The 13,349-nt window shown below is 71.9% G+C and carries 15 protein-coding genes and 1 riboswitch; of the genes, 9 read left to right on the top strand and 6 right to left on the bottom strand.

Going from position 1 to position 13,349, the window contains the following annotated elements; genetic code table 11:
• The first annotated feature begins 99 nt into the window (after window positions 1-99).
• Window positions 100-1,446, top strand: a complete 1,347-nt coding sequence (locus tag ACZ5WC_RS01365; protein WP_468539388.1) for a class II 3-deoxy-7-phosphoheptulonate synthase — start codon at window positions 100-102, stop codon at window positions 1,444-1,446.
• A gap of 164 nt (window positions 1,447-1,610) precedes the next feature.
• Window positions 1,611-1,853, top strand: coding sequence for a (2Fe-2S)-binding protein (locus tag ACZ5WC_RS01360; RefSeq protein WP_096629317.1), 243 nt, complete (start codon window positions 1,611-1,613; stop codon window positions 1,851-1,853).
• 4 nt (window positions 1,854-1,857) lie between these two features.
• Here ACZ5WC_RS01360 and bfr read toward each other — a convergent pair whose 3' ends face one another.
• Window positions 1,858-2,337 carry a bacterioferritin gene (gene bfr, locus ACZ5WC_RS01355; RefSeq protein ID WP_007451289.1) on the bottom strand — a complete coding sequence of 160 codons (480 nt, stop codon included), beginning with the start codon at window positions 2,335-2,337 and terminating at the stop codon, window positions 1,858-1,860.
• Between the two features lie 158 nt (window positions 2,338-2,495).
• Here bfr and ACZ5WC_RS01350 point away from each other — a divergent pair, with 158 nt between their 5' ends.
• Window positions 2,496-3,128, top strand: coding sequence for a sulfite oxidase-like oxidoreductase (locus tag ACZ5WC_RS01350; RefSeq protein ID WP_311119206.1), 633 nt, complete (start codon window positions 2,496-2,498; stop codon window positions 3,126-3,128).
• Here the strand turns inward: ACZ5WC_RS01350 and ACZ5WC_RS01345 are convergent.
• The 5 genes from ACZ5WC_RS01345 to thiO form a co-directional block, all read right to left on the bottom strand.
• The gene (locus ACZ5WC_RS01345) at window positions 3,095-3,997 is read right to left on the bottom strand and encodes a deoxyribonuclease IV (RefSeq protein WP_468538819.1); all 903 of its coding nucleotides are present in this window, start codon (window positions 3,995-3,997) and stop codon (window positions 3,095-3,097) included. The two genes, ACZ5WC_RS01350 and ACZ5WC_RS01345, sit on opposite strands and share 34 nt — an antisense overlap.
• Window positions 3,998-4,003: 6 nt before the next feature.
• Entirely contained in the window at window positions 4,004-5,950 is a 1,947-nt protein-coding gene (gene pknB, locus ACZ5WC_RS01340) for a Stk1 family PASTA domain-containing Ser/Thr kinase (protein ID WP_468538818.1), read from the bottom strand.
• 115 nt (window positions 5,951-6,065) lie between these two features.
• Window positions 6,066-6,860, bottom strand: a complete 795-nt coding sequence (locus ACZ5WC_RS01335; RefSeq protein ID WP_468538816.1) for a thiazole synthase — start codon at window positions 6,858-6,860, stop codon at window positions 6,066-6,068.
• Window positions 6,861-6,862: 2 nt separating this feature from the next.
• A complete protein-coding gene (gene thiS / locus ACZ5WC_RS01330; protein WP_468538814.1) occupies window positions 6,863-7,102 on the bottom strand; it encodes a sulfur carrier protein ThiS in 240 nt (79 codons plus the stop codon).
• On the bottom strand, window positions 7,099-8,289 hold the full coding sequence (gene thiO / locus ACZ5WC_RS01325) for a glycine oxidase ThiO (RefSeq protein ID WP_468538813.1): 1,191 nt from the start codon (window positions 8,287-8,289) through the stop codon (window positions 7,099-7,101). Before thiO ends, thiS begins: the two co-directional genes overlap by 4 nt.
• A riboswitch (TPP riboswitch) is annotated at window positions 8,287-8,399 on the bottom strand. (Overlaps the previous gene by 3 nt.)
• A 63-nt stretch (window positions 8,400-8,462) precedes the next feature.
• Here thiO and ACZ5WC_RS01320 point away from each other — a divergent pair.
• The 6 genes from ACZ5WC_RS01320 (at window position 8,463) to ACZ5WC_RS01295 (ending at window position 13,325) form a co-directional block, all read left to right on the top strand.
• Window positions 8,463-8,804: an avidin-fold protein gene (locus ACZ5WC_RS01320; RefSeq protein WP_468539387.1), complete on the top strand. Its 342-nt coding sequence runs from the start codon at window positions 8,463-8,465 to the stop codon at window positions 8,802-8,804.
• Window positions 8,805-8,833: 29 nt separating this feature from the next.
• Window positions 8,834-10,078 carry an NAD(P)/FAD-dependent oxidoreductase gene (locus ACZ5WC_RS01315; RefSeq protein ID WP_468538811.1) on the top strand — a complete coding sequence of 415 codons (1,245 nt, stop codon included), beginning with the start codon at window positions 8,834-8,836 and terminating at the stop codon, window positions 10,076-10,078.
• An 80-nt stretch (window positions 10,079-10,158) separates the two neighbouring features.
• A complete protein-coding gene (locus ACZ5WC_RS01310; RefSeq protein ID WP_311119199.1) occupies window positions 10,159-10,524 on the top strand; it encodes an Rv2175c family DNA-binding protein in 366 nt (121 codons plus the stop codon).
• Window positions 10,525-10,679: 155 nt separating this feature from the next.
• Complete coding sequence (gene thiE / locus ACZ5WC_RS01305; RefSeq protein ID WP_468538809.1) at window positions 10,680-11,330, top strand: thiamine phosphate synthase; 651 nt, start codon at window positions 10,680-10,682, stop codon at window positions 11,328-11,330.
• A 128-nt stretch (window positions 11,331-11,458) separates the two neighbouring features.
• On the top strand, window positions 11,459-12,376 hold the full coding sequence (gene metF / locus ACZ5WC_RS01300) for a methylenetetrahydrofolate reductase [NAD(P)H] (protein ID WP_096629334.1): 918 nt from the start codon (window positions 11,459-11,461) through the stop codon (window positions 12,374-12,376).
• A gap of 49 nt (window positions 12,377-12,425) precedes the next feature.
• Window positions 12,426-13,325, top strand: coding sequence for a hypothetical protein (locus tag ACZ5WC_RS01295; protein WP_468538807.1), 900 nt, complete (start codon window positions 12,426-12,428; stop codon window positions 13,323-13,325).
• Window positions 13,326-13,349 lie beyond the last annotated feature (24 nt).

The raw sequence follows: 13,349 nt of genomic DNA, 5'->3' as shown, positions 1-13,349 counted from the left end.
GGACGTCACGGGGACATCACAGAGTGCGAGGTTCACGTCTCATCTGCTGAGCGTTCGAATGGAGGGGCTGCGCGACCCCGTAATGTTGTGTCCGTGACCGTGAACGCCAATACCTCCGCCGCCGGTGGCAACACCTGGCGAGACCTTCCCGCGGCGCAGCAGCCCGAGTACCCCGACTCCGAGGCGCTGCGCGATGTACTCGCGGACCTCGCGTCGTATCCGCCGCTCGTCTTCGCGGGCGAGTGTGACCAGCTGCGCGCCCGCATGGGAGCCGTCGCCAAGGGCGAGGCGTTCCTGCTGCAGGGCGGCGACTGTGCCGAGGCCTTCGACGCCGTGTCCGCCGAGCACATCCGGGCCAAGCTGAAGACGCTGCTCCAGATGAGCGCCGTCCTGACCTACGCCGCCTCCGTACCCGTCGTGAAGGTCGGCCGGATCGCGGGCCAGTACTCCAAGCCCCGCTCCAAGTCGACCGAGACCCGCGACGGCGTGACCCTGCCGACCTACCGCGGCGACTCGGTGAACGGCTTCGCCTTCACCGAGGAGGCCCGGATCCCGGACCCCCAGCGGCTGAAGCAGATGTACCACGCATCCGCCTCCACGCTGAACCTGGTCCGCGCCTTCACCACCGGCGGCTACGCCGACCTGCGCCAGGTCCACGCCTGGAACCAGGACTTCGTGAAGTCGTCGCCCTCCGGCCAGCGCTACGAGGCCCTGGCCCGCGAGATCGACAACGCGCTGAACTTCATGAAGGCGTGCGGCACCGACCCGGCCGAGTTCAAGGCGGTCGAGTTCTACGCCTCGCACGAGGGGCTGCTGCTGGACTACGAGTCGGCCCTGACCCGTACGGACTCGCGCACCGGCGAGCTGTACGACACCTCAGGACACATGGTCTGGATCGGTGAGCGCACCCGCCAGATGGACGGCGCGCACATCGAGTTCGCCTCGAAGATCCGCAACCCGATCGGCATCAAGCTCGGCCCGACGACCACCGTCGACGAGGCGCTCGGCTACGTCGACCGCCTCGACCCCGAGCGCGAGCCGGGCCGACTGACCTTCATCGTCCGGATGGGCGCCGACAAGGTCCGCGACAAGCTCCCCGAGCTGGTCGAGAAGGTCACCGCCTCCGGCGCCACCGTGGCGTGGGTGACGGACCCGATGCACGGCAACACCTTCGAGGCCGCCTCCGGCCACAAGACGCGCCGCTTCGACGACGTCCTGGACGAGGTCAAGGGCTTCTTCGAGGTCCACAAGAGCCTCGGCACCCACCCGGGCGGCATCCACGTGGAGCTGACCGGCGACGACGTCACCGAGTGCGTGGGCGGCGGCCACGAGATCTTCGTGGACGACCTGCACCAGCGCTACGAGACGGCCTGCGACCCGCGGCTCAACCGCAGCCAGTCCCTCGACCTGGCCTTCCTCGTCGCCGAGATGTACCGCGACCAGTAGAAGTCCTCACTGGACGCACCTGTGGGGCACGGATCGATGTGATCCGTGCCCCACAGGCCGTTCCAGGACTTTTACGCCACTTGAGGGACGGGTAAGGTTAGGTTAGCCTCACCGACAGAGACCCGGGGCGGCGCCAGTGACCGACCCGCAGGGAGGTGAACCGCATGTACGTCTGCTCCTGCTTCGGCATCACGGAGGCGCAGGTGAAGAAGCATGCGGACGCCGGTGCCTGCACCCCCCGCCAGATCGCCTCGGCCTGCAAGGCCGGTACGGACTGCGGTGGCTGTGTGCGCCGTATCCAGGCCCTGCTGGGGCGCGGCGACTGCCCGCGCCGCGAGCTGCTCGACCAGCGGCAGGAGCCCGCAGCCGCCTCCGCGGCCCACCCGGTCCTCTCCGACGCGGCCTGAGCGTTCAGCTCTCCGGCTGCTCGATCAGCTGGGCGATGTAGAGCGGCTCACCGAGCTTCTCGACCAGCTCCAGCTGAGTGTCGAGATAGTCGATGTGGTGCTCCTCGTCCTCAAGGATCGACTCGAAGATGTTCGCGGACGTGATGTCGCCCTTGCCGCGCATCACCTCGATACCGCGCTTGAGGCGGTCGATCGCCTCCACCTCGACCTGGCGGTCCGCCTGGAACATCTCGGTGACCGTCTGGCCCACCCGGACGTGGAACAGCCGCTGGTAGTTGGGCAGTCCGTCCAGGAACAGGATCCGGTCGGTGAGGATCTCGGCGTGCTTCATCTCGTCGAAGGACTCGGCCCGGGTGTATTTCGCGAGCTTCGTCCAGCCGAAGTTGTCCTGCATCTTGGCGTGCAGGAAGTACTGGTTGATCGCAGTCAGTTCGGCGGTCAGCTGCTCATTGAGAAACTCAAGGACCTCGGGGTCGCCCTGCATGGCAAAGGCTCCTTCCAACCGGTGATCGATCTGGCAAGTTGGCCAGATCCTCGCACCGCGCTCAGCGGCCGTCCAGTAAGTGCACGCTTAGTACGAGTTGCCCGGATGCGGGTCTGCCCTGGTCATGACCACCCCTGGCTGTCTGTCACCATGGAGGCATGGGTCAGCCGGAAAGCCGGGAATACCGCGAATCAGAGCAGTCCGAGCTTCCGCCGGGACAGCGACTGCAACGCGGATGGCCGGTCACCCATTACGGGCCCGTTCCCAAGTTCAAGCCCGACCGCTGGGAGTTCCGGGTCTTCGGGGCCACCGCCGACGGTGACAAGCACTGCTGGAACCACCAGGACTTCTCGGCGCTGCCGTTCTCCTCGGTGGTCGCCGATCTCCACTGCGTGACGAAGTTCAGCATGATCGGCGCCGAATGGGGCGGGGTCCTCGCCCGCACGGTGCTCGACCTGGCACCGCCCGCACCCGATGTCACCCATGTGATGGTGTGGGCCGAGTACGGCTTCTCCTCGAACCTGCGCCTGGCCGACTTCGCCTCGGAGCGCGCCCTCTTCGCCACCCACAAGGACGGCGAACTGCTGACCGCGGAGCACGGCTTCCCGCTGCGCCTGGTCGTCCCCCACCTGTACGCCTGGAAGGGCCCGAAGTGGGTCCGGGGCATCGAGTACATGACGGCGGACCGGCGCGGATTCTGGGAGGAGCGGGGCTACCACAACATCGGCGACCCCTGGCGCGAGCAGCGCTATTCGTATCAGGAGGAGCCCGGGGACGGTCCCGAGCTCTGACGGGCCTCGCTCCGACGGGTCTCGCGGAGGGCCTTCAGCCGGGCCACGTCCGCCGCGTGCCCCTCCTTGCCGCCGGGCGTCTCGATGATGAGCGGTACGCCCTCGGTCGCCGGGTGCGTGAACAGCTCCCCGAAGGGCTCCGCCCCGATATGACCGGCGCCGATGTTCTCGTGCCGGTCCTTGTGGGCGCCCACCACGTCCTTGGAGTCATTGGCGTGGATCAGCTTCAGCCGGCCCTCCCCGACCGTGTCCACCAGCAGATCGAGCGTCTGCCGCATCCCCGAGGGGCCGGTCAGATCGTGTCCGGCGGCGTAGATGTGGCAGGTGTCCAGGCAGATCCCCAGCTTCGGGTGGGAGTCCAGCGCCTCGAAGTACGGCCCGAAGTCCCAGGTCCGCGAGCAGAGCGAGAACCCCTGCCCGGCGGTCGACTCCAGCAGCAGGTCCGGATCGTCCTCGTGCGTCAGCTCGTCCAGCAGCGGCCGCAGGTGGGTCCGCACCTGGGTCAGCGCCTCGGCGCGCGGCCGCCCGCCGGTCGCCGACCCCGTGTGCACCACCACGCCCAGCGCACCGATCTCCCGGGCCCGGCGCAGTGAGTGGCGCAGGGACTCCACGGACTTCTCGACCGTCGCCTCGGTGTGCGAGCCGAAGTTGATCAGATACGGGGCATGGACGTACGCCGGTATCGAGGCCGCCGCGCACTCGGCGCGGAACAGCTCGTCCTGGGCCGGGTTCCCGGTGGGCGTCGCCCAGCCGCGCGGGTTGGCCACGAAGACCTGCACGGTCTCCGCCGCCAGCTCCCCGGCGTACTCCAGGCCGACCTTGGCGAGACCGCCCGCCACCGGTACATGGCCGCCCACAGGGTTACGCATGTCGTCCTACAGCCCCTTGGTCCTGATCGTGATGGTGGAGCCCTCGGGGGCCTGTTCGCCGCCCTCCACGGACTGGCGCGCGACCGTGTCGCTGAAGGAGAGGAACGGCCGCTCGACCTTCACTTCGAAGCCCGCCTCCTCCAGGGTGCTCCGTGCCTCGTCGACGTCCCGTCCGGTGACGTCCGGGACGTCCAGCATCCGGGGGCCCTTGGAGACGGTCAGCTGGATCGTGTCGCCCTCGGCGGCCTCGGCGCCCCGGCCCGGGGACTGCTCGGCGATGTCGCCCGCGGCCTCGGAGGAGTGGACCCGGCCGGGCAGCACCTCGGCCTTGAGCCCCTCGGCCTCCAGCTCGGCGGTGGCGTCCTCGACCGGGAGCCCGGTGACGTCCGGGACGTCGACGGGGCTGCCCTTGCTGACGACGAGGGCCACCGCCGTGTCGGGGCGGCGGTCGGTGCCCGCGCGCGGGTCCGAGCGGATCACCTCGCCCCGGGCGACGTCCTCGCTGAACTCCCTGGTCACCATGCCGGGGATCAGGCCCACCTGCTTCAGGGAACGCCGGGCGTCCGCGAGGGAGCTGCCCGCCACACCGGGCACCCGCACGATCTCCGGGCCGCGCGAGACGACCAGCCGCACTGAGCCGTTGCCCCGGATCCGCTCGCCCGACGCGGGGTCGCTGCTGACGACCGAGCCCCGTTCGACCGTGTCGCTGAAGACCCGGTCCACGCCCTTCAGCCCGAGCCCGGAGTCCGCGAGCCGCTGCTCGGCGGTCTTCTGGGTCTGGCCGAGCAGCGAGGGGACCTGGGTGAACTGCCCGGAGTTGATGTACCAGACGCCCGCACCGACGCCCAGGGCCAGCAGGACGGCGGTGAGCACGGCGATCAGCTTGCGGTGCGGCCCGCCGAAGAGGCCGCGCCGGCCCCTCCCGCGCCGCTGTGCGGGACCCGGCGGGGGCGCCTCCAGACGGCTCGTGCGGTGCACGCCGTCGCCGGCGCTGTCGCCCGTGCCGTCGCCGCTCGCCGGGAGAGCCCGGGGGATCACGCTCGTACGGTCGTCCGCGCCGTCGTGCGCCTCCGACAGCGCCTGCGGCGGCAGGGCGTCCAGCTCGGCGTCGGTCAGCGCGGCCCGGGCCTCCCGGGCCTCGGCCAGCAGCAGCACCGCGTCGTGCGGGCGCACCTCGGGATTGCGGGCGGTCGCGCTCGCCACCAGGCTGTCCAGCGCCACCGGGAGCCCCGGCACGACGGCGGACGGGGCCGGGACATCGGCGTTCAGATGCTGGTAGATCACCTGGGCGGCGTTCTCGCCGGTGTGCGGCTTGGTGCCGGTCAGCATCTCGTACAGCACGACCCCGCAGGCGTACACGTCACTGCGGGTGTCGGCCGAGCCGTGCTCGATCTGTTCGGGGGCCAGATACGACACCGTGCCCAGCAGCGAACCGGTGGTGTCCGTGGCCGTGCCGACCGCCCTGACCAGGCCGAAGTCGGCGACCTTGACCCGGCCGTCGTCCCCTATCAGGACGTTCTCCGGCTTCATGTCCCGGTGCACGAACCCCGCCCGGTGCGCGGCGCCGAGCGCGGCGAGGACCGGCTCCAGGATGTCCAGGGCCGCCCGGGGCTTCAGGGCGCCCCGCTCGCGCAGCACATCGCGCAGGGTGCAGCCCGCGACGTACTCCATCGCGAGGTAGACGTACGCGCCCTGGGCGCCCTGGTCGAAGACCGCGACCACATTGGGGTGCGCGAGGCGGGCCACCGACTTGGCCTCACGGATGAAGCGCTCGACGAACGAGACGTCGGTGGCGAGCGCCGGGTGCATCACCTTGAGGGCGAGCACCCGGTCCAGGCGGGTGTCCACGGCCCGGTAGACCGTGGCCATCCCGCCGACGGCGATGCGCGCCTCGATGCGATACCGGCCGTCGAGCAGCTGCCCCACGAGAGGGTCCTGGAGGGTCGTGTCCACCCGGAGAGTCTACGAGCCGCCGCCGACACTCCGGACGGTCCGGGGCACCCCCGGGGCGGTTCTGCAGCCGATCCGTGACCGGGACACGACCCCGGGCGGGGAGCGGGCGACGGCCTCAGAACGCCGGGCGCTCCGGGTCGAGCACGGCCCGCCCTTTTGCGGGTGACGAGGCCTCGGCGAAGTGGCGGCGCGGAATCCGGCCCGCCCGGTACGCGAGCCGCCCGCCCTCCACCGCGTGCCGCATCGCGCCCGCCATCAGCTCCGGCTCCTGGGCCCGGGTCACCGCCGAGGCGAGCATCACGGCGGCGCACCCCAGCTCCATGGCCTGTGCCGCGTCCGAGGCGGTCCCGGCCCCCGCGTCGAGGATCACCGGCACCCCGGCCCGCTCGACGATCAGCTCGAAGTTGTGCGGGTTGCGGATGCCGAGCCCGGAGCCGATGGGGGAGCCGAGCGGCATGATCGCCGCGCACCCCACGTCCTCCAGCTTCCGGGCGAGGACCGGGTCGTCGTTGGTGTAGGGCAGCACGGTGAACCCGTCGTCGACCAGGATCTCCGCCGCGTCCAGCAGCTCGATCGGGTCGGGCAGCAGGGTCCGCTCGTCGGCCACCACCTCCAGCTTCACCCAGTCGGTGCCGAGCGCCTCCCGGGCCAGCCGGGCGGTCAGCACGGCCTCGCCCGCGGTGAAGCAGCCCGCGGTGTTCGGCAGGACCTGGATGGAGAGCCGCTCCAGCACCGAGAGGACCGAGCCCTGCACGGTCGGGTCGAGCCGGCGCATCGCGACCGTGGTCAGCTCGGTCCCGGACGCGATCAGCGAGCGTTCCAGGACCTCCAGGCTGGGCGCCCCGCCGGTGCCCATGATGAGCCGGGAGCCGAAGGCGGCCGGTCCCAGCGCGAAGACGTCGTCGGACACGGTCAGCCTCCCTGTACGGCGGTGAGCACTTCGACGCGGTCGCCCTCGCCGAGCGGGGTGGCGGCCCACTGGCTGCGCGGGACGACGCTCTCGTTGACAGCGGCGGCGACCCCCGAGCGGGCCGGGGTGAGGGTGGCCACGAGGGCGTCCAGAACCGTCCCTGCGGGAACGGCACGCGCCGCGCCGTTGACGGAGACGGACACGGTGGCGGCGGGTTCCGGTGCGGTGGGCTGCTGGGTCATACGGGCTGCTCCTGGAGTACGGGGGCGGCGGGCGCGAAGCGGCAGGGGGAGAAGGGGCGGGCCACCTCGGGCAGCTCGCCGGTGGTCAGGGCGTCGGCCAGCGCCTCGCCGGTGACGGGTGTCAGCAGGACCCCGTTGCGGTGGTGGCCGGTGGCGAACAGGAGGCCGGGCAGGGCGGTCGGGCCGAGCAGCGGCGCGTTGTCGGGCGACGCGGGGCGCAGACCGGCCCGGGTCTCGGTGAGCGGCAGCTCGGTGATGCCGGGCACCAGCTCGTGGGCGTCGCGCAGCAGCTCGTACACCCCGCCCGCGGTCACCGTGGTGTCCCAGCCCATCTCCTCGCTGGTGGCGCCGACGACCAGCTCGCCGTTCTCGCGCGGTACGAGATAGAGGTGGCCGCCGCGGACCACGGCCCGCACCGTGCGGCTGAGGAAGGGGGCGTACGCCGGGGGCACGGTGAGCCGGAGGACCTGGCCCTTGACCGGGCGGACCGGCGGCACGAGCTCCGGCGGGAGCCCCGCGAGCCGGCCGCTGAGGCTGCCCGCGGCGAGCACGACCTGGTCGGCCGCGAACTCCGTACCGTCGTCGAGCAGTGCCCCGGCGGCCCGGCCCCCGGTCACCGTGAGCCGCTCGGCGGCCGCCCTGCGGAAGCCGACCCCGGCCCGCTCGCACGCGGTCAGCAGCGCCGCGGCGAGGCGGCGGGGGTCCACCTGGTGGTCGCCGTCGACCCGCAGCCCGCCCCGGACGCCCGGGGCCAGCATCGGCTCCAGGCGGCGGCACTCGCGGCCGCTCAGCCAGACCGACTCCAGGCCCGAACGCTCCTGGAGGGCGTGCAGTTCGCGCAGATGCGCGCGGTCGTCGGCGTCCAGCGCGACGGCGAGGGTGCCGCAGGCGCGGAAGCCGGTGTCCCGGCCGCTCGCCTCCTCCAGCTCCGCCACGAACGCCGGATAGCGGGCGGCGGAGGCGAGGTTGAGCCCGAGCAGCATCTCCTCGCCGTAGTGCAGTTCGGTGACGGCGGCCAGCATGCCCGCCGCGACCAGGGCGGCGCCGCCGCCCGGACCGGGATCGGCCACCGTGACCCGCAGACCGCGCTGGGCGGCCCGCCAGGCGGTGACCAGGCCGATGATTCCGCCCCCGATGACGAGGACGTCGGATCCGTCGGACCCGGAGGTCTTCCCCGATACGCGCATGGGTGTCCAGCCCCTCCCTTCGCCGGCATGACCCGGATCAGGTTCGTACGGTCGGAGGCCGTCCAGCCTCCCTCTCAGCCCGGTGCGTCCGGGCTCCCGCGAGTGTTCTACCTTGGCCACCCTAAACCCACCCGCCCATGGCCAGTAAGGCCGCCAGCAAGGGAGCAGCCACCGTGGCCCGTTCGCTCGACGGACTCGTCCTCTCGCCCGTGGCCGACCAGGCCCCGGGCCAAGTGGGCACCCGTACCCGCTTCACCTACCACGAGCGGGACGGCCGGATCTGGGCCGAGTACGCGGGCGGCGACGTGGTCCGCGGCCATCTCGTCGGCACCCGGGACGGGGACGCGCTCGACTTCCGCTACGTCCAGCTCAAGCGGGACGGAACGACATCCTCAGGCCACTGCGTCTCCACCGTCGTCGACCTCGCGGACGGCAGGGTGCGGCTGGAGGAGCGCTGGGAGTGGGAGTCCCAGGAGGGCGGCGGAACGAGCGTGGTGGAGCAAGTCGCTATCTGACGTTGCGTCAGATGAATACACTGGTACGTGTGAGCGAGCAGACGGAACACCACACGACCCGGCAGCGGGCCCGCCACGTCGTGGTCGTCGGAGCGGGCATGGCGGGGGTGCAGAGCGCCGTGGCCCTGCGGGAGGCGGGCTTCACCGGAGCCGTCACCCTGATCGGCGCCGAGCCCCACCAGCCCTACGACCGCCCGCCCCTGTCCAAGGCGGTCCTGCTCGGCAAGGCCGAGGACTCCGCCTTCGACGTGGATTTCGAGGCCCTGGACATCACCCTGCGCCTCGGTCTGGACGTCACCGCCCTGCGCGCCGCCGACCACATCCTGGACACCGTCGAGGGGCCCGTCCCCTACGACGTCCTGGTCCTCGCGACCGGCGCGGAGCCCGTCACCCTGCCCGGCGCCGAAGGCGTGCCCGGCGTCCATCTCCTGCGCACCCTGGACGACGCCGCCCGGCTGCGGCCCGTCCTGGACCGGCAGCACGACGTGGTCGTCGTCGGCGCGGGCTGGATCGGTGCGGAGTTCGCCACCGCCGCCCGCGCCGCAGGCTGCACGGTCACCGTCGTCGAGGCCGCCGCCCGTCCGCTCGCGGGCGCCCTGCCCGCCGAGGTGGCCGCGCCCATGGCCGACTGGTACACGGAGAGCGGCGCCGAACTCCTCACCGGCGCCCGGGTCGACCGCGTCGAGGAGGGGGCCGTGGTCCTCTCGGGCGGCCGGTCCCTGCCCGCCGGGGCCGTGGTCGTCGGCATCGGCGCCCGCCCCGCCACGGGCTGGCTCGCCGGGTCCGGGGTCGCGCTCGGCCCGGACGGCTCGGTCACCGCCGACAGCGCGCTGCGCACCTCGCTGCCCGATGTGTACGCGGTCGGCGACTGCGCCTCCTTCCCCTCCGCCCGCTACGGGGCACGCCTGCTGGTCCACCACTGGGACAACGCCCTCCAGGGCCCGCGCACCGTGGCCGCCGCGATCCTGGCCGCCGGGAACGGCGAGCCGATGCCCGTCTACGACCCCGTCCCGTACTTCTGGTCCGAGCAGTTCGGCCGCTTCGTGCAGTACGCGGGCCACCACGCGCACGCCGACACCCTGCTGTGGCGCGGGGACGGGGCCGAGGCCGCCTGGTCGGTGTGCTGGCTGCGCGACGGCGCGCTGGTCGCCGTGCTCGCCGTGGGCCGCCCGCGCGACCTCGCCCAGGGCCGCAAGCTCATCGAGTCGGGGGCCGTCCTCGACCCGGAGCGGGCCGCCGACCCCGCCGTACCGCTCAAGTCCGCTGCCCTGTGACGACCGGGGCCCTCGTGCCCGCCCCCCGTACGGTCGGACCCGGCTACCGACTGTCAGTCCCAGGTGGCACGCTTGTCCCTGTGACCGAGATTGACGCAAAGACCGATGCTCTCGTCCCCGCCTGGCTCCACCTTCCCGACATCGCGGAAATGCTCGATGTCGAGGTGACGCGTGTACGGCAGCTGGTCAAGGAAGGCCAGCTCATCGCCGTACGCCGTGGTGAGAACCGGACGCTTCAGGTGCCTGCCGCCTTCATCGACGGCGACAAGGTGGTCAAGGGCCTCTCCGGCACCCTGACCCTCCTGAGGGACGACGGCTTCTCCGACGAAGAGATGCTGGAGTGGCTCTTCACCCCCGACCCGACCCTGCCCGGCACCCCCGCGCAGGCCCTGAGCGAGAATCGCGGTACGGAGGTGAAGCGCCGCGCCCAGGCGCTCGCCGTCTGACCGACACGACAGAGAGTGGTGGGGGGGGGGGGGGGGGGGGGCGCCCACCCCCCCCCCCCCCCCCCCCCCCCCCATCCCCCCCCCCCCCCCCCCTTTCCCCCCCCCCCCCCCCCCCCCCCCCCCCCCCCCCGCCACGACCACGGGGGAGCCACACCATGCCCACGCCTCGCGAGCAGCTGTCCGACGCCCGGCTCTACCTGTGCACGGACGCCCGCAAGCGGCAGGGGGACCTCCCCGCCTTCCTGGACGCCGTGCTGACCGCCGGTGTCGACATCGTCCAGCTCCGGGACAAGGGCATGGAGGCCGCCGAGGAGTTGGAGCACCTCGCGGTGTTCGCGGACGCCTGCCGTCGGCACGGCAAGCTGCTCGCGGTGAACGACCGCGCGGACGTGGCCCACGCCATCGGCGCGGACGTCCTGCACCTCGGCCAGGGCGACTTTCCGGTCCCCGCGGCCCGCGCGATCATCGGCGCGGACCGGGTGATCGGCCGCTCCACGCACGCCGAGTCCGAGGTCGACGCCGCCGTCGCCCAGGACGGCGTGGACTACTTCTGCACCGGCCCCTGCTGGCCCACTCCCACCAAGCCCGGCCGTTACGCCCCCGGCCTCGACCTCGTCCGCTACGCCGCGTCGCTCGACCAGCCGCGCCCCTGGTTCGCCATCGGCGGGATCGACGCGGACAACCTGGACCAGGTACTGGACGCCGGGGCCCGCCGGATCGTCGTCGTCCGGGCGATCACCGAGGCCGACGACCCGGCCGCCGCCACCGCCGATCTGGCGAAGCGGATCAGGGCCCGCGCGCACTGAAGTCCCCTCACCTCCGTCGAGGGAATCTCTGGGGCGATTGTCCGAGGAGTGGACAACAGTCCGGCAAAACAAGACAAAGTCCCCTGCTCTGGTTGGGTGAGTGTCCACACCCTGGTTAATCTCGCCTTATGGCCCTCGGCACCCCCTCCACCAGGACAGACCACGCCCGTACCGTGCGTGACCTGCTCGCGACCGGCAAGACCTCGTACTCCTTCGAGTTCTGGGCGCCCAAGACCGAGAAGGGCGAGCGGAACCTCTGGAACGCGCTGCGCCGGGTCGAGGCGGTGCGGCCGAGCTTCGTCTCCGTGACCTACGGCGCCGGCGGATCGACCCGCGCCGGGACGGTCAAGGCCACCCAGGAGATCGCCGCCGACTCCACCCTCACCCCGGTCGCCCACCTCACCGCGGTCAACCACTCGGTCGCCGAGCTGCGCAACATGGTCGGGCAGTACGCCGACGCGGGCATCAGGAACATCCTCGCGGTCCGCGGCGACCCGCCGGGCGACCCGATGGGCCAGTGGATCGAGCACCCGCAGGGTGTGAAGTACGCGGCCGACCTCGTCCGGCTCATCAAGGAAGCGGGGGACTTCTGCGTCGGCGTCGCCGCATTCCCCGAAATGCACCCCCGGTCCACCGACTGGGAGACCGACATCGGTCATTTCGTCGACAAGTGCCGCGCCGGAGCGGATTACGCGATCACCCAGATGTTCTTCCGTCCGGCGGACTATCTCCGGATGCGTGACCGGGTGGTCGCTGCGGGTTGCGAAACGCCCGTGATCCCCGAGGTCATGCCGCTCACCAGCGTGAAGCAATTGGAAAAGTTCCCCCAGCTCAGCAACGCGACCGTGCCCGCGTCGTTGAAAGAGCGCATCCTCGCAGCCAAGGACGATCCGGCCGCTGTACGCTCCATTGGCATCGAGTTCGCAACGGAGTTCTGCGCGGAGCTGCTGTCCGAAGGTGTGCCCGGACTGCACTTCATCACGCTCAACAACTCGACGGCAACGCTCGAAATCTACGAGAAACTCGGACTGCACAAGCAGTCGTGACCGGCCGTACCCGCCCCCCGAGCGGCTGCGGCCGAAGGAGGGGGCGGGCGTGGGCTGGACGGTCCTCTACATCGCATTCGGCCTGGTGGCGCTCTGGCTGCTGGGCGAGGTACTGCTTCAGTACAAGGCGCGACTGCGGTGGCGGCTCCTCGCCTTCGCCGGATTCCTCGGCGTGGTCGTCGGCGTGCTGCTGGCCTCCGTCCCGGTCATCGTCATCGGGACGCTCGCCTTCGCCACCGGCCAGACCTTCGTCACGCTCTCCTTCCGGCGCGGCTTCTCCACCGGCTGGGCCATAGGGGGAAGCCCGGGGGAGAGCCGCCGCCGCAAGGGCGGCGAGCGCGCGGCCGTGAAGGAACCCACGCTGGAGGTCTCGGGCCTGGAGGTGTCGGACCTGGAGGGCGCCGCCCCCGGCTACGACCAGCCCCCGGCCGCGCCGCCCGCGGAGTCCGTCCACGAACCGCAGCCGCTCCCCGACGACACCGGCCAGTACGGCGTGTACGGCGCCACCGGCTACGACAACGGCACCGGCCAGGAGGCGGACCCCCCGGCCCAGCCGCACTACGCCTCGTACGACCCCTACACCGGCTACGACCAGCAGCCCGCCCAGGACCCCTACGCCGGAACGTACGACTACGGCACCGGGCAGCAGAGCTACGCCGCCTACTCCGACCCGTACATCGGCACCACCAACCCGAGCCCTTCCTACGGCGGTTACGACAGCTACGGCAATGGCGACGCCGGCCAGGGCGGCCAGCAGCAGTACGCCGACCCCTACGCCCAGAGCTACGGCGCGGAGGCTTACGGCACCGACACCCCGCCCGGCGGTGTGTGGGTCCCGCAGCAGCGCGACGCCGAGCACTACCCCCCGATGCCCCCGGAGCAGCCCGCGCAGCCCGCTCCGTACGGCAACGGCTACGACACCGGCCAGAACGAGCAGTACCGCTACTGAGAACCGCACCGCTGCCGAGGGATC

The organism is Streptomyces sp. NPDC033165 (genome assembly GCF_055577965.1).
The sequence above is the reverse complement of the archived record's forward strand: the minus strand, read 5'-3'. Positions and strand labels throughout refer to the sequence as shown.